The sequence below is a fragment of the Mesorhizobium kamtschaticum genome, from assembly GCF_056174585.1.
Window position 1 is genome coordinate 6,095,369 of record NZ_CM149691.1, and the last position, 24,437, is coordinate 6,119,805.

The following is a 24,437-nucleotide window of genomic DNA, read 5'->3' on the forward strand; positions in this document are numbered from 1 at the left end:
GGCTGCTAGCTCGCCTTCTCGCGCGCCACGGCCTGCCAGCCGATGTCGCGGCGGCAGAAGCCATCCGGCCAGTCGATCCGGTCGAGCGCGGCATAGGCCCGCGCCTGCGCCTCGCCGACCGTGGCACCGCTCGCGGTCACATTGAGGACGCGGCCGCCATTGGCAACCAGCGCGCCGCCATTGATGGCGGTGCCGGCATGGAAGATCTGGACGTCGTCGCTCGCCGCCTGTTCGACGCCACGGATGACGGAGCCTTTTTCCGGCGTGCCGGGATAGCCCCTCGCCGCCATCACCACGGTGAGTGCCGCCTCATCGCGCCAGCGTATGGACGTGTGCGCGAGCTGACCGTCCACGGCGGCGTTGAGCAGGACCAGCAGATCATCCCTGAGGCGCATCATCAGCACCTGGCATTCCGGATCGCCGAAACGGGTGTTGTATTCGATCAGCTTCGGCCCCTTGTCCGTGATCATCAGCCCGGCGAAGAGAATGCCGGCGAAAGGCGCGCCGAGTTCCGCCATGCCGCGCATAGTCGGCTCGATGATTTCGCGCATGGTGCGCTCGATCATATCAGGCGTCATCACCGGAGCTGGCGAATAGGCGCCCATGCCGCCGGTGTTGGGGCCGGTGTCGCCATCGCCGACGCGCTTGTGGTCCTGCGCCGTGCCGAAGGGCAGCGCGGTGGTGCCGTCACAGAGGCAGAAGAAGCTCGCCTCCTCGCCGGTCATGAATTCCTCGACCACCACTTCCGCGCCGGCAGCGCCGAAGGAGCCCTCGAAACAGGCATCAAGTGCCGCCCGCGCCTCGTCCAGCGTCATGGCGACGGTGACGCCCTTGCCGGCGGCGAGCCCATCGGCCTTGATGACGATCGGTGCACCGGTCTTTTCGACATAGGCCTTCGCCGAGGCCAGATCGCTGAAACGGCCATAGGCGGCGGTCGGGATGTCGTATCGGGCGCAGAGATCCTTGGTGAAACCCTTCGACCCCTCCAGCCGTGCGGCAGCCTTCGAAGGCCCGAAGACGCGGATGTTTTCGGCACGCAGATCATCGGCAATGCCGGCGACGAGCGGCCCTTCCGGACCAACCACGACGAGGTCGATCTTTTTCTCCCGGCAGAAGGCGGCGACGGCGGCATGATCGGTGATATCAAGCTTCACCAGTTCGGCCTCGCTGCCGATGCCGGGATTGCCAGGAGCCGCGTAGAGCTTGGTCAGCAGCGACGAGGCGGCGATCTTCCAGGCCAGCGCATGTTCGCGGCCGCCGGAGCCCAGAAGAAGAACGTTCATGGCCACCTCTTGATGCTAACCCTTGGAGAGCACCCGCTATTGCTCTCCGGGCGACGGGTCAAGGCATCAAGGTGTTTTGATCCGAATTGCGCACGGGAACGTTATCCCCAGCCGAATATGGGCGCCGAATACCGGCGCCCATATTCTGGCCCGCTTAGCCGGGGAAAACGACCGGGAACCAGTCCTCGCGCAATTTCTGGCCCGGCTGCATGCCGTGGCCATGATAGGGCGGCGATGTGCGGCCCGGCCGCTCGACATAATGGGCATCGTCACCGACCCAGCGCAGCGACAGCGCCCGGCGGCGTGCCGCGGTCGGGTTGCCGCGCGCGCCATGCGCGGTGCGGAAGTCGAACAGGATGGCGTCGCCCGGCTCCATCTCCCATTCGAGAACCTTCATCGACGGATCGTTGTCGGGGTCGGGCACCGGCAGATAGTCGCCCTCGCCGGCGTAGAAATTGCTGTCGTCGAGCCAGCGCACCGGCAGGATCATCTTGTCCCATTTGTGCGAACCGGCGATCAGCCGCAGCGTCGCCTCCTTCACCGGGTCGATGGGGATCCAGAAGCTGACCGTCTGCTGGCCATCGACGAAATAGTAGGGGATGTCCTGATGCCAGGGCGTCGGCTTCTGCGTGCCGGGTTCCTTGACCAGAACATGATCATGGAAGAACTGCGCGGTGCGCGACTGCATCACCGCCGCCGCGATTTGCGCGGCCGGCGATTCGCGCACCACTTTGACGAATTCCGGGATGCGCTCCCAATTGCAGTAGTCGTCGAAGAAACTGCCGCGACCGTTGGCGATATCAGATGCGGTGGCGCTGCGGTTCTGCATGTTGCGCTCGATGCCGGCGGCGATCGTATCGACCCAGCCCTTGAAGGCGCCGCGGATGCAAACGGCGCCGTCGCGCTGATAGTCGGCGATTGTATCCGCATCGATGATGTCGGTTTTGATTGCACGGGTAGCGGTTTGGGAAGCCATGGCGTTCTCCTCTTGGAATGAACCGACTATCGCAACATCAATTCATTCAGTAAAATAATAACTTCTCATCTGATATATAGAGTAGGGCTATGAACGTCACCCTCACGCAATTGCGCTATCTCGTCGCCGTGGCGCGCCATGGCAGCGTCACCGGCGCGGCAAAGATGATGAACGTCTCACAGCCTTCAATTTCGGTGGCGATTGACGCGGTCGAAAAGAATTTCGGCCAGAAGCTGTTCGTCCGCCAGCGGGGAAGCGGCGTGTCGCCGACATCGTTCGGTCGCGCTTTCGTGGCCAAGGCGAGACAGGTTCTCACCGAAACGGACGAACTCGTCGGCCTGGGTTCAAGCAAATCGGCTGTCGGCGGCGAACTGGTGCTGGGGTGCTTCGAGGATCTGGCGCCATTCTTCGCACCGGCGCTGCTCCGCGCCTTTTCCGAACGCTATCCCGCGGTGAAAGTCGTCGTTCGCGACGAGACGTTCGAGACGCTTGGGCGGCGGCTTGGCGATGCCGCCATCGATCTCGGCCTCACCTATGATCTCAGCTTGCCGACACATTTCGCGCGCATCCTGCTGCACGAACTTCGCCCGCACGCGCTGTTGCCGGCGGGCCATGCCCTGGCGGACCAAGCATCGGTCAGCCTGGCGGACCTCGCCGCCTATCCGCTGATCACGACGGATCAGCCGCACAGCTGGCAGCATATGCTCGACCTGTTCCGCAGCCGCGGCCTCTCGCCAGTGGCCGACAGGGCGACGAGTTCATTCGAACTCCAGCGCAGCATGGTGGCGAACGGTTTTGGCGTCGCGGTCAGCTACACCCGCCCGCATGGCGACCGCAGCTATGATGGCCTGCCCCTCATCTGCAAGCCATTGTCGGATCCGCTGCCGATGCAACGGATCATCCTCACCTATGACACGCATCAGCGCGTGTCGAATGCAGCACTGGCATTCGTCGAGACGGCGAAAGACTGGTTTTCCAAGCGCGACATCTTCACCTCCTGACGAACTGACGGTCGCCGCTCATCCGCTTGCCGCTTGACGGTTTCCGCGGCTGCTGCCACTCCATGGGCATGGAACCTATCCAGTCGAAAGCCGCCCAGGGCCGTGTTGCCGATGCGCCGAACGGCCATTGGGTCTACCGCGTGCTGCCGCGCTCGATCTGGCCCTATGCGCAGCTTGCGCGATGGGACAGGCCGATCGGCTGGCAGTTGCTCTTGTGGCCATGCTGGTGGTCGGCCGCACTCGCCGCGAGCGCCTATCCGCGTCCCGGCGACCCGCTGCTCTCGCTGCTGCCGGCACCATGGTATCTCGTGCTGTTCCTGGTCGGCGCCATCGCCATGCGCGGCGCCGGCTGCACCTACAACGACATCGTCGACGAGGACATCGACAACCAGGTCGAACGCACACGCTCGCGCCCGTTGCCGTCAGGCCAGGCCACGCGCCGAGGTGCCTGGCTGTTTCTTGTCCTGCAAGCGCTGGTCGGCCTGGTGGTGCTCATACAGTTCAACAGCTTCGCCATTCTGCTCGGCATCTGTTCGCTGGCCATCGTCGCCGTCTATCCATTCATGAAGCGGATAACCAACTGGCCGCAATTGTTTCTCGGTCTTGCCTTTTCCTGGGGCGCGCTGATGGGATGGGCGGTCGAGTTCGGCGATCTCGATGGTCCCGCCATCATGCTCTATATCGGCTCGATCCTGTGGGTGATCGGCTACGACACGATCTATGCGCATCAGGACAAGGAAGACGACGCCATTGTCGGCGTGCGCTCGACGGCACGGCTGTTCGGCGACAACACCAAGGCGTGGCTGGCTGGGCTTTATGGCGGCACGCTGATCTGCTTCGCCATCGCCTTCGCATCGGCGCAGGCGCCGGTGGTGGCGCTCGCCGGGTTGATCGCCGCCGGCGCCCATATGGCCCGGCAGATCGCGGTTCTGGATATCAACGATCCCGACCAATGCCTGCGGCTGTTCCGGTCGAACAACCAGGTCGGCTGGCTGATCTTCCTCGGCCTGATCGGCGGCGCGTTGTGGGTGGCGCTGAAGCCGCTGGTGTAGCGACTTTTTTCCCTTCTCCCCTTGTGGGGGAAGGTGGATCGGCGCGCAGCGCCGAGACGGATGAGCGACTATCTGGGGTGTCAAGTTGCATTTGCGAATTCGTTACGCGCGTCGCGTGCTTTTGCATTGAGAATGACGAGCTTGCGGGCGAGCGCAATGCGGATGACCATTTTCTCCTTTCCGGCAGCCTGCAACCGTTGCTTGAAAGCTGCCAGATGCGGATCATATTTGGCAACGATGCTGGCAACGAGGAAGAGGACGCCGCGCGGCCCTGCCCGACCGCCGCGCACTGGTCTTCGACCGCTGCGCTTGCCGCTGTCATTGGCGATCGGCGCCAGGCCGGCCAACTTGGCGATGGCCTTGTTGGAGAGGATGCCGATCTCCGGCAACTGCGCCATCAGCCGCGCCACGGTGCGAGAGGCAACACCCTTGAGCGAGCGGAAGGCCCGGTCGAGGCATGCCCACAGCGGATCGTCATCGATGAGCGTGGCGATCTCACCCTCGAGCCTGCGGCTCTGGCGCGCAAGCAGCGCGATCACCTCATCAAGGCTTGCGATGGTTTCGGCGTCGGCAGTGCTCTTGCGCTGCTTTTGAATGGTGAGGTCACCTCCCACCTGGGAAAGCCGCGCAACCAGCGCCTTGAGCCGCTGCTGGGCCGCGCTTGGCGGCGGCGTCGGCTTGAGCCGCTTGACGGCACCATAACGGGCAATCACGGCGGCATCGATCCTGTCGGTCTTCTCCAGGAAACCCATCGCCTCGGCAAAGTAGCGAACGCTCCTCGCATTGGCCATGCCGCAGGGTTGGCCCATCTCCCACAAGAGCAGGAAGGCCAACCGTTCGTAGCCGCCACTGGCCTCCATGACGACGAGTTTGACATCATGGTTCTGACACCAGGCGGCCAGATCGGCGATGCCTGCCGCATCGTTGGCGAAGCGGTTTGCCGCTCCCATCGGCTCGATATGGGCATCAAGCCAGTCTTTCGAAATATCTATTCCACAGAGGATCGTGTTCACGGTAACCTGCCTTGTGCGTGCGATTGGAGCCAAGCGACTATTCGGTCGTGCGTGACGAAGGCGAAGATCCCAGGCTCATCCACGGTTGTAGCCGCAGGGGTGTCGGGCGACTTCGCCAAGCCTCGAATCGGATGGCCGTCCGGTTCGAGGCTCAGTCGCTTCCATCGCACAAAGTCTCCTCCGTGCAGATACAAGGGGTGGGTGACGGAGTGCCGTCATTGCCAAGCTGGAACACCCCTCATCCGGCCGCTTCGCGGCCACCTTCTCCCACAAGGGGAGAAGGGAGGTCCCATCCTAGTCTCTTGAAATGATCTCCTGGCCGTCGATGACCAGCCTGAGACCGAGGTTGCCGGCCCTGCGGCGGGCAAGGAAGCGCGGACGGCGCGTGTTCGAAACACGGCCCTTGCGGCGATCCTGCGGCGGCAGCGTCTTGATTGCGGCGCCGAGCGATTCTTCCAAGGTGCGGGCGACGCCGTCCGATTCAATGAGGAGCATCGGCAGACGGTAGGCATCGGCCCAGGCGCGCCAGTCGGCGGCGACGTCTTCGAGGTCGTCGGCCACCAAAAGCGGCACCGACAGCATCGGATCGTTGTGCAGGAGTTCCAGGGTCACCGTGACATTGCCGTCCGGATCCTCCATTGCGCGGGCGGCAACGCCGCGGAACGCATTGGCGGGCAGTGCGATGATCGCCGGCACGCCGCTCATCTCGAGCAGGCGGCGGATCACGGCGCCGCGGTGGTCGATGGTGAACGTCACGTCGCCATAGTCGTCGCGCGTGGCGTAGCTCACCACCTGCGGCAGGCGGAATGGGTCGAGGCGCATGTTGCGTCCCGCCCAGACTGGCTTCAGTCCAGTGTTCATAGAATGCCTTCCTGTCTGTCTCCTGAGAGCCGGTGTCCGGTTCTCTCCGGGCCAGTTTTCCCGGCCTCGTTATGGGGAAACAGTAACGCGGGCTCCTTACCGCCGCGCTTAAGAAAGTCGGTTAAATTTTGCTGATCTCAGGGATGGTTATCGGAATGCCACCGACCACAAGATGGTGAAAGGATCAGATAACCTTACCGGGATTCATGATGCCGGCAGGATCGAAGGCAGTCTTCACCCTGCGCATCAGATCGATGGCCATCGGCGGCGCCGTGGCGATCAGTTCGTCGCGCTTCAACTGGCCGATGCCGTGCTCGGCCGAGATCGATCCATGGAAGGACCGCACGACATCGTGCACGGCCTTGTTCATGGGATGGTAGAGAGCGAGAAACGCCTCATCCTGCCAGTCCACGGGGCGCGAGATGTTGTAATGCAGATTGCCGTCGCCCATGTGGCCGAAGCAGACCACGCGCGCGCCGGGGCAGACCCCTTCCACCACGCCGGCCGCCTTGTCGATGAACTCCGGGATCGCGGCTGTCGGCACCGAGATGTCGTGCTTGATCGAAGCGCCCTCGGGCTTCTGGCACTCGGGCAGCGTCTCGCGGAAATTCCAGAAGGCATCGCCCTGGGCAAGGCTTGCCGAGACCACTGCGTCGCCGATGATACCTTGCTCGAGCGCTTCGCCCAGAATCTCCTCGATCAGCGCCCTGCCGTCTTCCTCGGAACGTCCTGAAGAGACCTGCATCAGCACATACCATGGCCAATCATCGGCCAGCGGCCGCGTGATGCCTTGGCCATGCTTCAGCGTGAAGTCGTAAGGCCTTTTACCGATCAGCTCGAAAGCGGTGAGCGAGGCGCCGGCCCGGTCCATCGCCAAGATAAAGAGCGAAAGCGCCGCCTTGGGCGACGACATGCCGGCAAAGGCGACCTCCCTGCCCTTCGGCCTCGGGAAGAGCTTCAAGACAGCGGCGGTGATGATGCCGAGCGTGCCCTCAGCGCCGACGAACAGGTTCTTCAAATCGTAGCCTGTGTTGTCCTTCTTCAGCTTGCGCAGATCGTCGAACACCTCGCCTGTCGGCAACACCACTTCGACGCCGAGGCAGAGTTCGCGCGCATTGCCATAGGCAAGCACGCCGGTGCCGCCGGCATTGGAAGAGAGGTTGCCGCCGATCTGGCAGGAGCCTTGCGCGGCGAGCGACAGTGGAAACAGCCGGTCGGCGGCATCGGCCGCCTCCTGCAGCGTCTGCAGGATGACGCCGGCCTCGACCGTCACCGTATTGGACAGGACATCGATCTCGCGGATGCGGTTCAGCCGCGACAGCGACAGGATGACCTCGCGGCCGGATCTATCGGGCACCTGGGCGCCGACCAGACCGGTGTTGCCGCTTTGCGGCACGATGGGCGTTCCCGTCTCGGTTGCCAGCCGCATGATCCGGCTGACCTCGTCGACACTGCCCGGCCGCAGCACCAGCGATGTCGCGCCATGCCAGAGCCCGCGCCGCTCAATAAGATAAGGCGCGATGTCCTGCTCGTCGCGCAGCGCGTATTTGTTCCCGACGATGGCCGCGAAGCGGTCGATGAGAGCGGGATCGAGTTTTTGCGAAATTTCGGTCATGTGGGAAAACTACGGTGTGGGCTCAGTGTTGTCACGAGGGGCGGCGGCACGCGAGAGCCGGTCGTTGATGGCTTCGCCAAGCCCGTCGAAGGGAATTTTCTCGACCGCGATGCTGCGCGCGCCGCTGCGATCGAGATCCTGCATATAGGCGAAAAGATTGCTCGCGGCTTCGCGCAGATCGCCTGATACAGACAAATTGCGGAAGGCAGCCGCATGGCGCCAGCCTTCAGCCCGCTGGTCGCCGAAGCCGAGCAACGCTTCGTCCTTGCCAACCGTATCGGCATTGAGCCGCATCGCGGCACCTGGCGCGTAGTGCGAGGCAAGCATGCCCGGCGCCTCGACCCCCGCCCCTCCGCCGCGCAACAGAGCCATGCCGATGGCCGCTTCGATCTCCTCGGCGGCGATGCCGCCGGGCCGGAGCAGGCGCAATCCCGTACCCTCAACCTTGACGATGGTCGATTCCAGCCCGACCGGTGTCGCGCCACCATCCACCACCAGCTTGATGCGGGCGCCGAGATCGGCCGCCACCGCTTGCGCCGTCGTCGCGCTGATCCTGCCGGATGAATTGGCGCTGGGTGCGGCAAGCGGCCGGCCGAGTTTTGCAATGAGGTCGCCGCCAAAGCCCCTCGGCATGCGCAAGGCGATCGTGTCGAGCCCGGCCGTGACCAGCGGATGAATGCCGTTGCCAGGCCGCTGCGGCAGCACCAGCGTCAGCGGCCCCGGCCAGAACGTCTGTGCCAGTCTCTTCGACAGCGGATCGAGCACAGCGATGCGCTCGGCCATCGCCATGTCGGCGACATGGGCGATCAGCGGGTTGAAGCGCGGCCGTCCCTTGGCCTCGAAAATGCGCGCCACGCCGATGCCGTTGGTGGCGTCGCCGGCAAGCCCGTAGACGGTCTCCGTCGGGATAGCGACGACATCGCCGCCCTGGAGCAGGGCCAGCGCCCGCTCCAACGCCTCGCCGACGGCAAGTATTTCAGCCACTCTCATCACCTCGCAGATGGCGGCTGCGTAGTACGATGGCGGCTTTTGGGCAAGCCGGCTGTTCGGCAAGAGAGGCCCTTGGCAATTTATCAATTCCTAAAATGCTATGTTTCCGCGAAAGCCGGCATCAATTCCGGTCCGCTACCATCCGGGCTTGGGCAAAGGGGAGTGGTCATGGTGTCTCTGCGTATCTTGCTGGGGATCACCCTGGCGGCGTCGAGCAGCGGAGCTCAGGCCTCGTCGCTGGTCTTTCCCGGCCCACCGATCACGACGCCCTCCATCCTCATGCTGAAGGCAACCGATATCAAGGCAAGTGATGTGGTGTCCGTCGTTGCGCTTGGCGAGCCCGACGTCACTTATGAGAAGGTGGCGGCAATCCCCAACGCGCCCGAGGCACGGCACGGTTTCATGCCAGGCCCGATGATCATTCGCGGCGGCGTCGTCGGCGGCGACTTCTCGACACCTACGCAAGGCAAGGCACCCGCCGCGACCACCGCGGCGGCGCCCGCCAAGGCGACCGCCTCGGCCGCTCCGACCCCGGTCGCACAGAAGAAACCGACCGCGCCGGCACCTGCACCGACCGCACCCGTTCCCGGGGTCGGCAAGCTCAAGTAGCGACGCACATACTGGTGGACTGGCCAGATCGTTGACAGCTTGACGGCGCCCTGTGCACCATTGTCGCGCGAGTTCGTCCTGGCCTATCCGGCCGCTCAACGCTGCCGCCTGAATTTGGTCAAGTGAATCGGGCAAAGGGGCGGCTCTGGCAGACGGGTTTCGTCGTTCAAAGGGGGTTGATCATGAGAATATCCAAGACCGTTACCGTGGCCGGGCTTCTGCTGGCCTCGCTGCTGGGTGCCAGTGCAGCGCAAGCCGATGACATGCTGGGTCCTATGTCGCGCGCATTTCCGATCGCGATCATCAGGCGAGCGACGGCTATGCGCTGGACAGCGCCGCGCAAATGGTGCGGCAGGACCGCGCCAACTGGCACAAATTCCATCGCCGCGACAGCGACGACCAGGCTGACGCCTGGTTCAGGACCAACGACCAGCGCGCCGATCTGCAGCGCATGCTGGAGCGTCCCGGCGCGATGAGTTCGTCGACCAAGCGCGCCATCGTCAATGGCGAACCGCTGATCCAGGTCGACGTCTATGAGGACAGCGTGCGCGTCAGCATCCTGGAAAACTGATCAAACGGCATTTGGGAAGACCGAAAAAAGGGCGGCGCTGATGCGCCGCCCTCTCTTCTCGACAGAACCGGATTGAAATTTCAGGCCGCTTCTTCCTTGTCGTCGTCTTCTTCGGACTCGCCGTCTTCGGATTCTTCTTCGCCTTCAGCGTCATCGCCTTCAGCCTTCACGGCATCATCGGCGTCGTCTTCGTCCTCATCTTCGTCGTCATCGCCCGAGAGCGTGGCGGCTTCAGCATCGTCTTCGTCGGACTCTTCGCCGTCTTCGTCGTCGCCTTCTTCTTCGTCGCCGTCCTCACCGTCAGAGTGATCGGCGGCTTCGACCGTGGCAGCGGCGGCATGATCGAGGGCGGTTTCGGAAGCGGTTTCAAGCGCCTCGACAGAAGCCGAGGTTTCTTCTGTCACTTCGATTTCGTGATCGGAATTCATGGAAGCCTCCGTTGGGGTGGGGAACATGTCCCTTTGCCACGGAGAGATCATCGTCATATGACTGTAAGCCGGCTCGAACGGCCGGCTCGCAGATATTTTTCCTGGGCTCTCAGCCGGCGATTTTCGCGAAATCCGCGACCTGACCGGTGGCGGCACGGATGCGGGCGAGCAGCGCCAGACGGTTTGCACGTACGGACAAGTCCTCATCATTCACGAGAACACCCTCAAAGAATGAATCAACGGGTTCGCGCAACACGCTAAGCGCCAGCATGGCGGCGGAAAAGTCTTCGTTTTGAATCGCTTCGCCGGCTTGCTTCTCGGCCTGATTCACCGCAGCAAACAGCGTTTTCTCGGCATTCTCCTTGAACAGAGCCGGCTCAACGGTTTCGGCGATCGCCGTTTTCTTCTTCTCCTCGGCAGCCAGAATGTTGGCCGCGCGCTTGGTGCCGGCAAGCAGATTGCGGCCGTCCTCGCTGTCGAGGAAGGAGCCCAGTGCTTCGACGCGGCGGACGATCTGCAGGAGGTCGTCGGACTGCGGCGTGATGACGGCGTCGATGAGATCGTGGCGGGCGCCTTGGTCGCGGAGATAGACTTTGAGGCGGTCGTGGAAGAAGGCGAGGAGGTCGAGCGCGCGATCAATCTCCCAGTTCTGAGGTGGTACGCCGGAGTCGCTAAACATTAGCTGAGAAGCGCGTTCGGATAAGCTCGTCAACTGGCTCAGCAAACCTTTGCCGGATAGTTCGTCCATGGCCCGCATCGGTGCCAACTGGGTCTCCGCTTTACCGGCTTCTTTTTGAAGTAACTGCGCCATCAGATGACGCCCTGAACGGATGAGTGGTGTAGCAAGATCCAATTGAACTTCGTTCTCGACCAAAATCCTGACCACGCCCAGTGCTGCTCTTCTCAGTGCGTAAGGATCTTTCGACCCGGTCGGCTTTTCGTCGATTGCCCAGAAGCCGACCAGCGTATCCAGTTTGTCGGCGAGCGCGACAGCGACCGACACCGGATCGCTGGGCACATAGTCGGACGGGCCCTGCGGCTTGTAGTGTTCCTCGATGGCCGCGGCCACGGACGGATGCTCGCCTTGCAGCAGCGCGTATTTGCGGCCCATGGCGCCCTGCAATTCCGGGAATTCGCCAACCACTTCGGTCTGCAGGTCGGCCTTTGCGAGAACCGCGGCGCGAGCAGCGAGCGCGGGAATCTCCCCCCTCGAAGGGGAGATGTCGCCAAAGGCGACAGAGGGGGTCGGAACGACCGGACGCGACTTCCCGTTGAGGACAGAGGATGCCAGCGCTTCACGCGAGGCGACCCCCTCTGGCCTGCCGGCCATCTCCCCCTCAAGGGGGGAGATCGACTGCGCCACCGTTGGCGCCAGTTCTTCGGCGAGTCGCTTGATCCGCTCCACGCGCTCGCCTTGCGTGCCGAGCTTGGCGTGGAACGTCACATTGAGATGGTCGAGCCGGGCCATGCGCTGATCAAGCGGCTTTTTCAGATCGAGCCCGAACTTTTCAGCCGATGCTTCAAGCGTGGCGAGATCCGGCAGATCGCCCTGGTCGGTCGTCCAGAAATAGAGCGCGTCGGAGAGACGGGCGCGCACCACCTTGCCGTTGCCATGCGCAATCTCCTTGCCGCCGTCCTTGGCTTCGATGTTGGCGGTGAGGATGAAACGGTTGGAGAGTGCTTCGCCTTCACCCTGCGGGCGCGTGACAAAGCATTTCTGGTTGGCGCGGATGGTCAGCCGGATCACTTCGGCCGGAATGGCGAGGAACGCCTGCTCGAACTCGCCCATCAGCACGACGGGCCATTCAACCAGCCCGGACACCTCTTCCAGCAAGCCCTCGTCCTCGACCAGGTCGAGCCCGTTGGCGAAAGCAAGATTGCGGGCGTCGGCGAGGATGATCTCCTTGCGCCGGTCGGCGTCGAGCACGACCTTCGCGGCTTCCAGCTTGCTCACATAATCGTCGAAGCGACGCACGGTGATTTCGCCCGGCGCGAGGAAGCGGTGGCCATAGGTGATGTTGCCGGAGCGGATGCCGTCGATCTCGAAATCGACCACAACAGGTTCCTCGGTCTCCGGGCCGAAGGTGCACAGGATCGATTGCAGCGGCCGCACCCAGCGCAGCGAGCCGGGCTTGGCCGAGGCCGGCCCCCAGCGCATCGATTTCGGCCAGGGGAAGTTGCGGATGATGCCAGGCACCAGTTCGGCGACGATCTCTTCGGCCGCCCTGCCCGGCTTCGAAATGTGGGCGACATAGAAGTCGCCCTTCTTCGGGTCGGAATGGACATGCGCCTCGGCGACCGAAGACAGGCCGGCCTTGCGCAGGAACCCCTGCACCGCCTGTTCAGGCGCTGATGTCGAAGGCCCTTTGATTTCCTCGCTTATATCCTTCGAACGCGCGGTCAGCCCCCTGATATCAAGCGTCAGACGCCGCGGCGTCCAGTAATCGCGCGCCGCCTCATAGGTCAGCCCTGCCTCGACCAGACCGTCGGTCAGCATCTTCCTCAGATCGCCCGCCGCCTTGCGCTGCATGCGGGCGGGGATTTCCTCGGAACGAAGTTCTAGAAGCAGGTCGGGCATCGGGTCAGCTCATGCGGGAGAGTGGTCCGGGCGGGGCATAGCAACTCGGCTGGCCGCTGTCACCCTTTCCAGAAATTTTGACCGCCCTGTCGGGACGCGGCAACCCCGCCCGTCCTTGGATCAAAGATTTCCATGAACCGAACGCAGCGCTGGAGCGACCCACGCTCAGGCAGGAAACTATTGGCTGAACGACCATGAAAACGGCATCCAGACTTCTCCAGATCCTCGCGCTCAGCGCCTGCTTCACCGCGCAGGTCCATGGCGCCTTCTCGATGCCGGGTGTGCGGCAGGCGCTGCGGACGATGGCCGGGCAGAACGGCCAGATCCTGTCGCCGATCAACGCTGCTCTCGAGACGATGAAGTCTGTCTGAAGCAGAGCTTTTTTGACGCAATTCCGGACGGAAAACCGTTCACACTTTTCCTGGAATTGCTCTAAGCCGCCAGACCGCCCGCCTGCGTCTTCAAAAACGCCTCGCCACAAGCCTTCGCCAGATTGCGCACCCGCAGGATGTAGCTCTGCCGCTCGGTGACGGAGATCACGCCGCGCGCGTCGAGCAGGTTGAAGACATGGCTGGCCTTGATGCATTGGTCGTAGGCTGGGAAGACCATCTTGTGCATCGGCAGATTGTCGTTCGAAGCCGGCGCACCAGCGTCGAGCAGCGCCTTGCACTCGGCTTCGGCGTCTTCGAAGTGGCGCAGCAGCATCGCCGTGTTGGCGTATTCGAAATTGTGGCGCGAATATTCCTGCTCGGCCTGCAGGAAGACGTCGCCATAGGTCACCTTTTCGGCGCCTTCGCGGCCATTGAAGTTGAGGTCGTAGATGTTGTCGACGCCCTGCACATACATGGCCAGCCGTTCCAGCCCGTACGTCAGTTCGCCGGCCACCGGCGCGCATTCGATGCCGCAGACCTGCTGGAAATAGGTGAACTGCGAGACTTCCATGCCGTCGCACCAGCATTCCCAGCCAAGCCCCCAGGCGCCCAGCGTCGGGCTCTCCCAGTCGTCCTCGACAAAACGGATGTCATGCAGCAGTGGATCGACGCCGATCGCCGCCAGCGAGCCGAGATAGAGCTCCTGCAGGTTCGGCGGGTTCGGCTTCAAGATCACCTGATATTGGTAATAATGCTGCAGCCGGTTCGGGTTTTCGCCATAGCGGCCATCCTTGGGACGGCGCGAGGGTTGGACATAGGCAGCGTTCCAGCGCTTTGGACCGAGCGCGCGCAGCGTCGTTGCCGGGTGAAACGTGCCGGCGCCGACCTCCATGTCGTAAGGCTGGAGAATGACGCAACCATAGGCCGCCCAGTAATTGTGCAAGGTCAGGATCAGCCCCTGGAACGAGCGGCTGGGTGCATATGGGCGGGGATTTCAATCGTCACGGGGTGGCCTCGACAGCAAAGGCTAGCTTGCCGGCACGTCCTAGAGACACGACGGCGAAGCGTCAAGCAAGGCGCGTGGGATGCGGTCGCGCTGGACATACCCAAACGCTGTTGAAAGCTTTGCGGAGGCTGGCCCATTGCCCACCTCAGAAGCCTGCGGTCTGTTCGATCCCCACAGCAACGACGACAGGTCCAGTCATGCCCAATTCCATCACCGTCCGCCCGGTCACGCGACAGGATTTCGACCGATGGCTGCCGCTGTGGGATGGCTACAACGCGTTTTATGGCCGCTCGGGCGAGACGGCGCTGGCGAGCGAGATCACCACCATGACATGGTCGCGCTTCTTCGATGCCTATGAGCCGGTGCATGCGCTGGTGGCCGAAAGCGACGGCCAACTGCTCGGCCTCGTGCACTATCTCTTCCACCGCAGCACGACGGCGATCGCGCCGAACTGTTATTTGCAGGACCTTTTCACCACGCAGGCGTCGCGCGGAAAAGGCATCGGCCGGGCGCTGATCGAAGGCGTTTATGAGCGCGCCCAGGCAGCCGGCTCGGGCCGGGTTTACTGGCTGACGCACGAGACAAATGAGACGGCAATGAAACTCTATGACAAGGTCGGCGAACGCTCCGGGTTCGTCGTCTACCGCAAACTATTTTGAGGACGACGCGCCGTTCCAAGTCCTTGTTTTGACGCAGTTCCGGACGGAAAACCGTTCACACTTTTCCTGGAATTGCTCCAAACGAAAACGGGGCTCCCAAAGAGCCCCGTTCGCATTTCAAAAAGCCGATTTCACCCCTTCGGGGCAGGCACCGGCTCCGGCTTGACCTTGGGGGTCTCCTGCGCCGTGTTGGATTCGATCGGCGGCAGGCCCTTCATCAGCTTCTGCTGCAAGGTGGCCAGCACATCGGGATCCGGCTTCAGGTCGCGGGCCTGGTTCCACTGGAAGGTGGCTTCCAGCTTGCGGCCGACGCGCCAATAGGCGTCGCCGAGATGGTCGTTGAGAACCGGATCTTCCGGCTTCAGCGATACGGCGCGTTCCATTTCGCGCACTGAGTCATCGAACCTGCCGAGGCGGAAATAGGCCCAGCCCAGCGAATCGACGATGTAACCGTCGCTCGGCCTGAGATCGACGGCCTTCTGGATCATCGCCAGGCCTTCCTTCAGGTTGGTGTTCATGTCGACCCAGGAATAGCCGAGATAGTTCAGCACCTGCGGCTGATCGGGCTGCAGCTCCAGCGCCCGGCGGAAATTCGGCTCGGCCTTCGGCCATTCCTTCAGCCGCTCATAGGCGATGCCGCGCTGGTAGAAGATGTTCCAGTTGGCCGCGGTCGGCGTCTTCAGCACCTCGACGGCCTTGTCGTAGAGATTGGCGGCCGAGCGGAAATCATCCTTCGAGGAATAGACCCCGCCGAGCGCCAGATAGGCGCGCATGTCGTTGGGATGGGCCTCGACGAAGGCCTTGAGATGGGTGATCGCCTCGTCATGGCGGTCGAGATCGGCAAGGTTGAGGCCAAGCTGCAGGTCCGAAAGCTCCTTCAGCGGCGAAGAATCGGGGATGCGCCGATAGAGCGCGATGGCGCCCTCGCCGTCCTTCAGCTGTTCGGCAACGGCGGCGAGCTGCACAAGGGCCGCGTCGCTGTCAGGCCGCAGGGCGAGCGCATATTGCAGGTAAAGGCGAACGAACGGCTCGCCGCCGCCACGATTGAGCGCGGTGGCCAGATCGAGCAGGATTTCGGAAGCACCGTCGGCGGGACCGGAAACGAAGGGCGCAATCTTGTCGCCCTTGGCTATCCTGTCGCGCAAAGCGACGATTTCCAGCTTGCCCGGCGAAAACGCCTCGGCCTGGTCGAGCACCGAGACCGCCTTGGCCTTGTCGCCCTTGCGGGCCAGGAACGAGGCATAGGCCTGCGCGTTACGCATCCAGGTTTCAGGCGCCGCACCGCCGGCAGTTGTGTCCTGCATCGTCGCGGCGTAGATCGCCTCGGCCTTTTCAGGCATGTTGGAGGCGTCGGCGATCAGGGCGCGGTGGAAGGATTTGAACAGGCCGAACCAGTCCGGCCCCTGAAGCTTGTCGATCGAAGCCATCGCATCGCTGGCCTGGCCGGCACCCTGTTCGGCCCAGCCGGACATGACGCCGGAGATCAGCCGGTCGAGATCGGATTCCAGCGACAGCTTGAGCCAGTACTGCGCCTTGGTGAAATCCTTCTTGTGGAAGGAATCGACCGCCAGCGCCAGGCGCGAGAAGCGCTCGACATCGGGCACTTCCTTGAGCTTGTCGGCATAGACCAGGGATTCGTCGAAGCGGCCTTGTGCGATCAGCGACAGCATCAGGCTCTGCTGCAGGCCGGTGTCGCTCGGATCGAAGGCCAGCGCCTGCTTGTAGTAAGCGATGGCGCTGTCGAGGTCGTTGTCGCCTTCGGCGATCCGGGCGGCCAGATAGGCGCCCGAGAACGACGAGATCTTGACCGGTTCGGTGGATTGCTTGGCATAGGCCGGCAAAGCCGAAATCGCCATGCCCGTCACAATTGCCAGCCTTGTCAGCCAGCGCGCACGTCCTTGCTGCATCGTATCCCTTTCAGCCAGGCGCCATCTCCGCGTCAGCGGGATCGACGTAGACTCGATCTTTCCGGGCAAAGCATGGCCTTTTTGGGGTCGCGCTTCAATCCGCCTGAAATTCACAATCGGGTCAGCCGATTAACAAACCATGGCTGAAGGGGACTTTCGACCGTGGAAAAGCCCGCGTCAAGGTCAGCCCAGCACGACGGATCGCTGCACCTTCGTTTCGGCAAAGCCGCCGGCCGCTATCGCGCTGCACAGTTCGTTCCACTCGCAGCCGTCGCAAGCCTTGCGCACGCCACCGACGGAAAACGCCCGCCGCATCCGCGCCAGGATTGCCGGATCGAGGTGGAGGCGGACGCCGGCCTGGATTGACCGGGCCAGTAGATCCCCGACATCGCGTGCGGCAAGCCGGTCCCGTTCGATGACGCTGTCGTTGAGACAATGCGGTTCCGGCTCGTCCAGCAACGGCGCGCAGATGTCGTCTGGGCCGGCAACGAGGAGGATGTCCTCGCCCCGGCTCAGGCGCACCGCGACCGCGTCGTAATTGGCGGTGAAAGCGGGGCTGTATCCCTTGCCCACATAGGTGAGCAGGCAAAGGAGGTGATGGGCGCGCAGCCTGATCGTCACGAATTGGCCGGCTTCGCCTTGCCGCCGCGAAGCGCCATCAGCGTCGCGGCTCCAAGCGCCGACTTCAGCAAACCGCCGACGATGAACGGCAGGAAGCCGAAGGTAATGGCCTTCTCAGTGCCGATCATGACGGCGAGCCACGCCGTCCCGAGCACCAGACAGGCAAGATTGCCGAGCAGCATGGCGGCGAAGGCAAGCAGCACCCTGTTGCCGTTCCAGCCGCGTTCGGCCAGCCAGCCGACAAGCGCGCCGGTGACCGGGAAAGCGAAGAGATAACCGCCGGTCGGGCCGACGAAATGTGCCACGCCGGCAGCGCCTCCAGCCAGCACCGGAAAGCCGGCAGCACCCTCGACAAGCCACGCCGCGATGGTGACCGCGCCAAGCCGCCAGCCATAGAGCGCGCCAATGAGCGTCACGGCGAAGGTCTGCATGGTCACGGGGACAGGCACCATCGGCACTTCGATGTAGGACGACAGCGCCAGGAACAGCGTGCCGAGCACGACGGCTCCCACCTGCCAGGCGAGCGAACGATCCTGGAGCCGAAGCGGGCTGAAGGACGGCTTGTGGGACGAGAATGCGATGTCTGTCATGAGGATTCCTTCGACCGGTTTGAAATTATAGATAATTTCTGTTTTCGATCTATTATCGAATCCACATTTTCGCTGGGATAGCAAGCCTTCCCACGACAAAGACCGTCTGACCCGCGTCGCGACGCGCTTCAGATCATTATTTTATGCATGTCGTGTTCCTAAAATCGGGGGCCACTTTTGTGCGACATGCATCAGCCCACGATCGCGAAGGCTTCGCGCGTCGCGCCGGAGGCCGTCTTGACCGGCTTGCGGCCAATCCACTGGACATGCCGCCCCAGCGTCGCGGCGGCCGATTCGGTGTTTCCTTGCCGCAAGGCGGTCAGGATCGCCCGGTGGTCCTGGTCGGTGCGTGTCTCCCACTCCGAACGCCAAGCGGCGAACAGAAAGCGGGCACTGGCAGCATGCAGATCGTCGATGGTGGCGAGCAGGCGCGGCATGGCGCATGGCGCCAGGATCAGCCGATGAAAGAGCACGATTCGCTTCCTCCCAGGACCTGACGTCACGGGATTTGTCGCCGGCCTTGGTCGCTTCCTCGGCGAGATCGAGAATGGCTGACGTCAGATGCGGCGCGGCGTGGCGCAGCGCCAGCACTTCAAGGGCGGCTCGCATTTCGGCGACTTCCTTGACTTCGCCGAGATCGAAAGCCGCGACGCGCACGCCGCGGCGCGGCTCGCTGACGGCCAGGCCTTGCGCCTCCAGACGGCGGAACGCCTCGCGCACCGGAACGTGGCTGGTGTGGAACTCCTCGGCGACATGATCCTGGCGCAGCCGCGCCCCAGGCTCGATCGCGCCGGAGATGATGCGGTCCGCCAGCACCTTGCTGATACGCACCGCGATGGTGTCGTCCGTGCCCTTTGCCATATTTTATAGATAATTTGTAGCAGGGCTGCTTGTCGAGACGTCGAGACCGGCTTCCACAACTGCCTGGCGAACGGTACCGAAATTCACGGGCGCCCCGCCAGCCTTGCATCCAGCACCTGCATGGCGACCGTGATGAGATCGTGCAGGCGCTTTTTCGGCACGCCGTCACGGGCTTGCACGGAAAGTCCATGCATGAGCGCGGCGTAGTAATCGCCCAGCGCCTCGGCATCGGTATCCGGTTTCAGTTCGCCGTCCCGAACAGCCTTATTCAGCCGCTCGACGATCGATACCGTGCGCGCCCGGCGGTGCTCCGCCAGCCACTCCTGCACGCGGTCATTCTCGACGGCGCAGTTGGTGGCGGCCGACACCACCATGCAGCCCTGCGGCCGCCCCGGCTTCGTATAGGTTTCGACGGCCTCGCGCAGCATTCGCTCGATGACGCGCCGGGCGGTCGGCTCTTCCGCCAGGGCTCGCGTGGCAAAACCGCCCTCATTGGCCTCATAGAGCCCGACCGCTTCCCGAAACAGATCCTCCTTCGAACCAAAGGCCGCATAGATGCGCGCCGAGGCGATGCCGAGCACCGAGACGAGATCGGCCATCGAGGTGCCTTCGTAACCGCGCGTCCAGAAGGCGTCCTGCGCCTTCTCCAGCGCCTGATCGCGGTCGAACTCCCTTGGCCTTCCCGCCATCGCCAACTCCATTTTTTATCGATCAACAAATAATCCGCTTGACTCCAGATTGCAAATTCTAATTCTTTGTCAATCGATAAGGAATCAATCGGAGACTGACATGAGTTTACTGGATCAAGGCGCGCCGCTGGATGTCGCGCCAACTCAAGCAGCGGCTGGCAGCAAACGCGGCGCCACGCTGGCGCTACTGGCCTTCGCCCAGCTCATCATCGCGCTCGACCTCAACATCGTTTTCGTGGCGCTGCCGGAGATCGGCTCCGGCCTCGGTTTTTCCGGCCAGACATTGCAATGGGTGGTGAGCGCCTACACGGTCTTCACCGGCGGCTTCCTGCTGTTTGGCGGCCGCGCTGCCGACCTCATCGGCCAGCGCCGCGTCTTCATCCTCGCGCTCTGGCTTTATGCGCTTTCATCGCTGCTTGGCGGCCTCGCCTGGTCGCCAGGAATCATCATCGCGGCGCGCGCCGTGCAAGGCATTGGCGCTGCCTTCCTGTTTCCGGCGACACTGTCGCTGATCAATCGCCTGTTCGCGGAAGGGCCAGAGCGCAACCGGGCACTCGCGGTCTGGGGCGGCGCCGGGGCAAGCGGCCTGACCCTCGGCTCCCTGGCGGGAGGGTTTTTGACCAGCGCCTTCGGCTGGCCGTCCGTCTTCTATGTCAATGTGGTGCTGGCCGGTGTCGCCATCGTTGCCGCCTTTGCCATCATCCCGCGCGATTCGAAGCGGCACGAGCAGCGCAATTTCGACCTGCCCGGCGCGCTCACCGTCACCGCCGGCGCCACGCTGCTGGTCTTCACGCTGGTTCAGGGACCGGACTATGGCTGGACGTCACCGACCATCCTTGCGAGCGCCCTGCTGGCGGCTTTCTTCCTGATCGTCTTCACCGTGATCGAGGCAAGGAGCGCCGACCCGCTGATGCCGCTGCGCCTGTTCCGCAACCGCAGCCTGGTCGCCGGCATGACGATCACCTTCCTCTACATGGGGACATTTGGAGCCCTGCCCTATTTCCTAACCGTCCTGCTGCAGACCGTGCATGGCTTCACTGCGCTGGAGACCGGCCTCGCCTTCCTGGTGCCGTCGATCGCCATCGCCACCGGCACGCAGCTCGGTGAACGCCTGGCGACACGCTTCTCGACACGCTCGACCCTGGTTGGCGGCATGATCATCGGGGCAATCGGCACAGCCTTGATGGTCCTTGGGGCGTCGGCAGAGAGCAGCTATGCCGCCATCGTTCCCGGCCTGATCATCTCCGGTGTTGGACAGGGCATTGTCTGGACGGCGATGTGGATCGCGGCCGCTTCAGGTGTCGCGCATGACGAACAGGGCGTGGCCTCGGGAATGGCTTGCACGACGCTCAACATCGGCAATGCCATCGGTATGGCGACGTTGATCGCGGTCGCCAACAGTCACATTGCCGGGCTGACGGGCGATGCGCTGAAGAGCGCGATTGCCGACGGCATACAATTTGCCTTCTGGCTCGCTGCGGCAGGCATCCTGATCAGCCTGCTGGCCGCAATGGTGCTGCCGGCAAAGGCGAAGTAGTCGCCACGCCGGGTGACGCTCAGTTCACCCGGCTGATGCAGAAATCGATGACGTCGATCAGCGCCGATTTCTGCGGCGTCTCCTCCAGCGGCGCCAGCGCATCACGGGCGATCTCGCCGAAATGGCGGGCACGGCCGATCGTGTCGGCGATGGCGCCGTGGCGGGTCATCAGGCCGATAGCCTTTTCCAGGCCCGCGTCGTCGACGACATTGTCCTCGATGGCGCGCTTCCAGAAGGTGCGCTCGGCCTTGGTGCCGCGCCGGTAGGCGAGGATGACCGGCAGGGTCACCTTGCCCTCGCGGAAATCGTCACCGACATTCTTGCCGAGATCCTTGCTGGTGCCGCCATAGTCCAGCGCATCGTCGATGAGCTGGAAGGCAAGGCCGAGATTCATGCCGTAGGAGCGCAGCGCCGCGCGGTCATTGCGGGTCGCCTGGGCGATGACCGGTCCAACCTCAGCGGCGGCCGAAAACAGCGCTGCGGTCTTGGCCTTGATGACGGCGAAATGCTCGTCCTCGGTGGTTTCGAGGTTCTTGGCGGCCGCAAGCTGCATGACCTCGCCCTCGGCGATGATTGACGCGGCGCTGGACAGGATGTCGAGCGCTTCGAGCGAGCCGACATCGACCATCATGCGGAAGGCCTGGCCGAGCAGGAAGTCGCCGACCAGCACGCTCGCCTGGTTGCCCCAGATCATGCGGGCGGTCTTCTTGCCGCGGCGCATGCCGCTTTCGTCGACGACGTCGTCGTGGAGAAGCGTCGCCGTATGCATGAACTCGACCGAGGTGGCGAGCTTGACGTGGCCCTCGCCAACATAGCCGAACATCTGCGCGGCAGCGAGCGTCAGCATCGGCCTGAGCCGCTTGCCGCCAGACGAGATCAGATGGTTGGCGACCTCCGGGATCATCTCGACGTCGGAGCCGGCCTTGGACAGGATCAATTCGTTGACGCGGCCCATATCGGCCGCCGTCAGATCGATGAGATCCTTGATGGAGGCGGGTTCCCGCTTCCCGTTTTCGATGTTGAGAACGACACCCACGACAATCACTCCCGTCTTGGTATAACGCGTGCGACGGCACCCTTAGTCCCGAGGCGGACTCTAGGGCGGCGGACACGGCCACGGCAAGTGGCGAATTGGCGCGGCGTCGGTGACAGCCTGTCAACCGGCGCCGGAGGGAGCGAGGCCCTGCCACGGAAATCCCCTGCCCGTTTACATCAATAGCGCAAACTGCGAGTTTCACACGATGATAGAACTTGTCCGCACCAACGATGCCGTGATCATCTCCTTTGTCGAATCGCTGATGCGCGACGCCGGCATCGCCTGCTTTGTCGCCGATCAGAATATGAGCATTCTCGAAGGGTCGATCGGTCTTTTGCAGAAGCGCGTCATGGTCGACGCTGACCAGGCCGACGCCGCGCGGCGTATCCTGACGGACGCCGGCATCGCCAACGAAATCCGCACAAAATAATGTCGGCCGCGCCCGCCGCCCTCGCCCCGGACACACCGGCCCATACGGTCGATGCCTTCCATCGCGGCCGGTTCTGGCTGGTGCAGCCCAAGCATGGCGGCCACCGCGCCGGCATGGATGCGATGATGCTGGCGGCGGCCGTGCCTTCCGGCTTTGGCGGGCGCCTCGCCGATTTCGGCGCCGGAGCCGGTGCTGCCGGCCTGGCGGTGCTGTCGCGCTGTCCGGCTGCCCAGGCCGTGCTTGTCGAACGTGCGCCGGAAATGGCGGCCTTCGCATCGGCCACCCTTGCCCATCCTGGCAATGCCCATCTCAGCGATCGCGCCTCGGTGCTCGTCGCCGATGTCGCTGTGTCGGGCCAAGCCCGGGCTGCGGCGGGTCTCGCCGACAATGACTTCGACTACGTCATCATGAACCCGCCTTTCAACGCCGCCCGGGACCGCGCCACGCCGGACCGCCTGCGAAAAGAAGCCCATGTCATGGAGGACGGGTTGTTCGAAAGCTGGATCCGCAGTGCTGCGGCGGTGGTCAGGCCGCGCGGCGGGTTGGCCGTCATCGCGCGGCCCGAACAGCTCGCCGCCATTCTCGATGCGTTATCAGGCCGTTTCGGCGATGCCGAGATGCTCGCCGTCCACCCTCGCCCCGACGCTGCGGCGATCCGTATCGTCGTGCGGGCGGCACTCGGGGCGCGTGGAAAACTCGCCATCCGCCCGCCTTTGATGCTTCACGCGCAGTCGGGCAACGGCCCTGATGAGCGCAGCGAAATGATCACCAACGGTCTCGCCTCGCTGTTCGGAGATTGAGCTATTCCTGGCCGCCGCATTGCCGTTGGCCGGGAAATCCCTACATGCCTGCAACCCATCGACCGGAGACCGCGCCCTCGTGAAACGTCTTTTCAACCGACTGCTGCCGAAATCCTGGCGCTCCACCGTCGTCGTCATTCCGGTTGTCCGGCTGCACGGCACGATCATGTCAGGCGGCCAGTTCCGGCAGAATTTGTCGCTGGCCTCCACCGCCGGCCTCATCGAGAAGGCGTTTTCCTTCGACGCGCCGGCGGTCGCCGTTTCGATCAATTCGCCCGGCGGCTCGCCGGTGCAGTCGCGGCTGATCTTCAAGCGCATTCGCGACCTGGCGGTGGAAAAGAACAAGAAGGTGCTGGTCTTCGTCGAGGACGTCGCCGCCTCGGGCGGCTATATGATCGCGGTCGCCGGCGACGAGATTTTCGCCGATCCATCGTCCATCGTCGGTTCGATCGGCGTGGTTTCGGCTTCGTTCGGTTTCCCGGAACTGATGAAGAAGATCGGGGTCGAGCGCCGTGTCCACACCGCCGGCCAGAACAAGGCTGTGCTCGATCCGTTCAAGCCCGAGAAGAAGGAAGACGTCGAACGGCTGAAGGCTTTGCAGCTCGAGGTGCACGACACCTTCATCGATCTCGTCAAGGAGCGGCGTGGCACCAAGCTGAAGGACGATCCGGACCTGTTCACCGGCCTGTTCTGGACGGGCAAAAGGGGTCTGGAGCTCGGCCTGGTCGATGCGCTCGGCGACATGCGCACGGTGCTGAAGACCCGGTTTGGGGCGAAAACCCAGCTGAGATTGGTCTCGGCGCCGCGCGGTTTCCTCAGCCGCTTCGGCCTGTTCGGTTCCAGCAAGGGCTTTTCAGCGCCCGACATTGCCGCTGCTGCCGCCAGCGGCGTCATCGATGCGGCGGAAGAGCGCGCATTGTGGGCTCGCTTCGGGCTTTGAAAAACCGGCAAAA

23 protein-coding genes and 2 pseudogenes are annotated in these 24,437 nt (G+C 63.4%); 10 read left to right on the forward strand and 15 right to left on the reverse strand.

From position 1 onward, the window contains the following. Window positions 1-5 precede the first annotated feature (5 nt). Both purD and AC0V7N_RS30380 read right to left on the reverse strand, forming a co-directional pair. Window positions 6-1,283 carry a phosphoribosylamine--glycine ligase gene (gene purD, locus AC0V7N_RS30375; protein ID WP_475451864.1) on the reverse strand — a complete coding sequence of 426 codons (1,278 nt, stop codon included), beginning with the start codon at window positions 1,281-1,283 and terminating at the stop codon, window positions 6-8. Window positions 1,284-1,437: 154 nt separating this feature from the next. After that, window positions 1,438-2,259, reverse strand: coding sequence for a phytanoyl-CoA dioxygenase family protein (locus tag AC0V7N_RS30380; protein WP_475451865.1), 822 nt, complete (start codon window positions 2,257-2,259; stop codon window positions 1,438-1,440). An 89-nt stretch (window positions 2,260-2,348) separates the two neighbouring features. Here AC0V7N_RS30380 and AC0V7N_RS30385 point away from each other — a divergent pair, with 89 nt between their 5' ends. After that, window positions 2,349-3,260, forward strand: a complete 912-nt coding sequence (locus tag AC0V7N_RS30385; RefSeq protein ID WP_475451866.1) for a LysR family transcriptional regulator — start codon at window positions 2,349-2,351, stop codon at window positions 3,258-3,260. Window positions 3,261-3,328: 68 nt separating this feature from the next. After that, complete coding sequence (gene ubiA, locus AC0V7N_RS30390) at window positions 3,329-4,312, forward strand: 4-hydroxybenzoate octaprenyltransferase (RefSeq protein WP_475460559.1); 984 nt, start codon at window positions 3,329-3,331, stop codon at window positions 4,310-4,312. Between the two features lie 80 nt (window positions 4,313-4,392). Here ubiA and AC0V7N_RS30395 read toward each other — a convergent pair whose 3' ends face one another. The 4 genes from AC0V7N_RS30395 to AC0V7N_RS30410 form a co-directional block, all read right to left on the reverse strand. Next, window positions 4,393-5,325 (reverse strand): IS110 family RNA-guided transposase, encoded by a 933-nt coding sequence (locus tag AC0V7N_RS30395; protein WP_475450584.1) that lies wholly within the window; start codon window positions 5,323-5,325, stop codon window positions 4,393-4,395. Window positions 5,326-5,619: 294 nt separating this feature from the next. Next, the gene (locus AC0V7N_RS30400; protein ID WP_496627474.1) at window positions 5,620-6,186 is read right to left on the reverse strand and encodes a DUF6101 family protein; all 567 of its coding nucleotides are present in this window, start codon (window positions 6,184-6,186) and stop codon (window positions 5,620-5,622) included. Window positions 6,187-6,370: 184 nt separating this feature from the next. Beyond that, on the reverse strand, window positions 6,371-7,801 hold the full coding sequence (locus AC0V7N_RS30405; RefSeq protein WP_475451867.1) for an FAD-binding oxidoreductase: 1,431 nt from the start codon (window positions 7,799-7,801) through the stop codon (window positions 6,371-6,373). 9 nt (window positions 7,802-7,810) lie between these two features. Continuing rightward, window positions 7,811-8,785: an L-threonylcarbamoyladenylate synthase gene (locus AC0V7N_RS30410; RefSeq protein ID WP_475451868.1), complete on the reverse strand. Its 975-nt coding sequence runs from the start codon at window positions 8,783-8,785 to the stop codon at window positions 7,811-7,813. Between the two features lie 174 nt (window positions 8,786-8,959). On the opposite strand from AC0V7N_RS30410, the gene AC0V7N_RS30415 reads away from it, so the two are divergent. Together AC0V7N_RS30415 and AC0V7N_RS30420 are read left to right on the forward strand one after the other, a co-directional pair. Beyond that, a complete protein-coding gene (locus AC0V7N_RS30415; RefSeq protein ID WP_496627475.1) occupies window positions 8,960-9,400 on the forward strand; it encodes a hypothetical protein in 441 nt (146 codons plus the stop codon). Between the two features lie 343 nt (window positions 9,401-9,743). Continuing rightward, the gene (locus AC0V7N_RS30420; protein ID WP_475451870.1) at window positions 9,744-9,971 is read left to right on the forward strand and encodes a hypothetical protein; all 228 of its coding nucleotides are present in this window, start codon (window positions 9,744-9,746) and stop codon (window positions 9,969-9,971) included. 80 nt (window positions 9,972-10,051) lie between these two features. Here the strand turns inward: AC0V7N_RS30420 and AC0V7N_RS30425 are convergent, their stop codons facing one another. Continuing rightward, window positions 10,052-10,399, reverse strand: coding sequence for an ATPase (locus tag AC0V7N_RS30425; RefSeq protein ID WP_475451871.1), 348 nt, complete (start codon window positions 10,397-10,399; stop codon window positions 10,052-10,054). A gap of 109 nt (window positions 10,400-10,508) precedes the next feature. Next, on the reverse strand, window positions 10,509-12,977 hold the full coding sequence (gene glyS, locus AC0V7N_RS30430; RefSeq protein ID WP_475451872.1) for a glycine--tRNA ligase subunit beta: 2,469 nt from the start codon (window positions 12,975-12,977) through the stop codon (window positions 10,509-10,511). 194 nt (window positions 12,978-13,171) lie between these two features. Here glyS and AC0V7N_RS30435 point away from each other — a divergent pair, with 194 nt between their 5' ends. Further along, window positions 13,172-13,348: a hypothetical protein gene (locus AC0V7N_RS30435; RefSeq protein ID WP_475451873.1), complete on the forward strand. Its 177-nt coding sequence runs from the start codon at window positions 13,172-13,174 to the stop codon at window positions 13,346-13,348. Window positions 13,349-13,409: 61 nt separating this feature from the next. Here AC0V7N_RS30435 and AC0V7N_RS30440 read toward each other — a convergent pair. Then, window positions 13,410-14,329: pseudogene (locus AC0V7N_RS30440) on the reverse strand (glycine--tRNA ligase subunit alpha). Between the two features lie 222 nt (window positions 14,330-14,551). On the opposite strand from AC0V7N_RS30440, the gene AC0V7N_RS30445 reads away from it, so the two are divergent. Further along, window positions 14,552-15,013 (forward strand): GNAT family N-acetyltransferase, encoded by a 462-nt coding sequence (locus AC0V7N_RS30445; protein WP_475451874.1) that lies wholly within the window; start codon window positions 14,552-14,554, stop codon window positions 15,011-15,013. Window positions 15,014-15,144: 131 nt separating this feature from the next. Here the strand turns inward: AC0V7N_RS30445 and AC0V7N_RS30450 are convergent, their stop codons facing one another. The 5 genes and pseudogenes from AC0V7N_RS30450 to AC0V7N_RS30470 all read right to left on the reverse strand — a co-directional run bounded on the left by AC0V7N_RS30450 (window position 15,145) and on the right by AC0V7N_RS30470 (window position 19,681). After that, window positions 15,145-16,920 carry a tetratricopeptide repeat protein gene (locus AC0V7N_RS30450; RefSeq protein WP_475451875.1) on the reverse strand — a complete coding sequence of 592 codons (1,776 nt, stop codon included), beginning with the start codon at window positions 16,918-16,920 and terminating at the stop codon, window positions 15,145-15,147. Window positions 16,921-17,103: 183 nt separating this feature from the next. Further along, window positions 17,104-17,541 (reverse strand): DUF1284 domain-containing protein, encoded by a 438-nt coding sequence (locus tag AC0V7N_RS30455; protein WP_475451876.1) that lies wholly within the window; start codon window positions 17,539-17,541, stop codon window positions 17,104-17,106. Next, window positions 17,538-18,131 (reverse strand): biotin transporter BioY, encoded by a 594-nt coding sequence (locus AC0V7N_RS30460; protein WP_475451878.1) that lies wholly within the window; start codon window positions 18,129-18,131, stop codon window positions 17,538-17,540. The genes AC0V7N_RS30455 and AC0V7N_RS30460 overlap by 4 nt, the downstream gene beginning before the upstream one ends. A 191-nt stretch (window positions 18,132-18,322) precedes the next feature. Beyond that, window positions 18,323-18,992 (reverse strand): annotated as a pseudogene (locus tag AC0V7N_RS30465) (GntR family transcriptional regulator). Between the two features lie 83 nt (window positions 18,993-19,075). Then, a complete protein-coding gene (locus AC0V7N_RS30470) occupies window positions 19,076-19,681 on the reverse strand; it encodes a TetR/AcrR family transcriptional regulator (RefSeq protein ID WP_475451880.1) in 606 nt (201 codons plus the stop codon). Between the two features lie 100 nt (window positions 19,682-19,781). Between AC0V7N_RS30470 and AC0V7N_RS30475 the strand changes: the two genes are divergently transcribed. After that, window positions 19,782-21,218 (forward strand): MFS transporter, encoded by a 1,437-nt coding sequence (locus AC0V7N_RS30475; RefSeq protein ID WP_475451881.1) that lies wholly within the window; start codon window positions 19,782-19,784, stop codon window positions 21,216-21,218. 19 nt (window positions 21,219-21,237) lie between these two features. Here the strand turns inward: AC0V7N_RS30475 and AC0V7N_RS30480 are convergent, their stop codons facing one another. After that, on the reverse strand, window positions 21,238-22,254 hold the full coding sequence (locus tag AC0V7N_RS30480; protein WP_475451882.1) for a polyprenyl synthetase family protein: 1,017 nt from the start codon (window positions 22,252-22,254) through the stop codon (window positions 21,238-21,240). Between the two features lie 205 nt (window positions 22,255-22,459). On the opposite strand from AC0V7N_RS30480, the gene AC0V7N_RS30485 reads away from it, so the two are divergent. The 3 genes from AC0V7N_RS30485 to AC0V7N_RS30495 all read left to right on the forward strand — a co-directional run bounded on the left by AC0V7N_RS30485 (window position 22,460) and on the right by AC0V7N_RS30495 (window position 24,424). Continuing rightward, entirely contained in the window at window positions 22,460-22,684 is a 225-nt protein-coding gene (locus AC0V7N_RS30485) for a putative signal transducing protein (RefSeq protein WP_096455869.1), read from the forward strand. Then, window positions 22,684-23,484, forward strand: coding sequence for a tRNA1(Val) (adenine(37)-N6)-methyltransferase (locus tag AC0V7N_RS30490; RefSeq protein WP_475451883.1), 801 nt, complete (start codon window positions 22,684-22,686; stop codon window positions 23,482-23,484). Before AC0V7N_RS30485 ends, AC0V7N_RS30490 begins: the two co-directional genes overlap by 1 nt. A 79-nt stretch (window positions 23,485-23,563) precedes the next feature. Next, window positions 23,564-24,424: a S49 family peptidase gene (locus AC0V7N_RS30495; RefSeq protein WP_475451884.1), complete on the forward strand. Its 861-nt coding sequence runs from the start codon at window positions 23,564-23,566 to the stop codon at window positions 24,422-24,424. Window positions 24,425-24,437 lie beyond the last annotated feature (13 nt).

Bases quoted from the DNA above. Each gene is read 5' to 3' on its own strand.
- AC0V7N_RS30380 (WP_475451865.1), bottom strand. From the start codon at position 2,259: ATGGCTTCCCAAACCGCTACCCGTGCAATCAAAACCGACATCATCGAT.
- glyS (WP_475451872.1), bottom strand. From the start codon at position 12,977: ATGCCCGACCTGCTTCTAGAACTTCGTTCCGAGGAAATCCCCGCCCGC.
- AC0V7N_RS30445 (WP_475451874.1), top strand. From the start codon at position 14,552: ATGCCCAATTCCATCACCGTCCGCCCGGTCACGCGACAGGATTTCGAC.
- AC0V7N_RS30470 (WP_475451880.1), bottom strand. From the start codon at position 19,681: ATGGCGGGAAGGCCAAGGGAGTTCGACCGCGATCAGGCGCTGGAGAAG.
- AC0V7N_RS30435 (WP_475451873.1), top strand. From the start codon at position 13,172: ATGAAAACGGCATCCAGACTTCTCCAGATCCTCGCGCTCAGCGCCTGC.
- AC0V7N_RS30405 (WP_475451867.1), bottom strand. From the start codon at position 7,801: ATGACCGAAATTTCGCAAAAACTCGATCCCGCTCTCATCGACCGCTTC.
- AC0V7N_RS30475 (WP_475451881.1), top strand. From the start codon at position 19,782: ATGAGTTTACTGGATCAAGGCGCGCCGCTGGATGTCGCGCCAACTCAA.
- AC0V7N_RS30425 (WP_475451871.1), bottom strand. From the start codon at position 10,399: ATGAATTCCGATCACGAAATCGAAGTGACAGAAGAAACCTCGGCTTCT.
- AC0V7N_RS30485 (WP_096455869.1), top strand. From the start codon at position 22,460: ATGATAGAACTTGTCCGCACCAACGATGCCGTGATCATCTCCTTTGTC.
- AC0V7N_RS30450 (WP_475451875.1), bottom strand. From the start codon at position 16,920: ATGCAGCAAGGACGTGCGCGCTGGCTGACAAGGCTGGCAATTGTGACG.
- purD (WP_475451864.1), bottom strand. From the start codon at position 1,283: ATGAACGTTCTTCTTCTGGGCTCCGGCGGCCGCGAACATGCGCTGGCC.
- AC0V7N_RS30415 (WP_496627475.1), top strand. From the start codon at position 8,960: ATGGTGTCTCTGCGTATCTTGCTGGGGATCACCCTGGCGGCGTCGAGC.
- AC0V7N_RS30490 (WP_475451883.1), top strand. From the start codon at position 22,684: ATGTCGGCCGCGCCCGCCGCCCTCGCCCCGGACACACCGGCCCATACG.
- AC0V7N_RS30460 (WP_475451878.1), bottom strand. From the start codon at position 18,131: ATGACAGACATCGCATTCTCGTCCCACAAGCCGTCCTTCAGCCCGCTT.
- AC0V7N_RS30385 (WP_475451866.1), top strand. From the start codon at position 2,349: ATGAACGTCACCCTCACGCAATTGCGCTATCTCGTCGCCGTGGCGCGC.
- ubiA (WP_475460559.1), top strand. From the start codon at position 3,329: ATGGAACCTATCCAGTCGAAAGCCGCCCAGGGCCGTGTTGCCGATGCG.
- AC0V7N_RS30420 (WP_475451870.1), top strand. From the start codon at position 9,744: ATGGTGCGGCAGGACCGCGCCAACTGGCACAAATTCCATCGCCGCGAC.
- AC0V7N_RS30400 (WP_496627474.1), bottom strand. From the start codon at position 6,186: ATGAACACTGGACTGAAGCCAGTCTGGGCGGGACGCAACATGCGCCTC.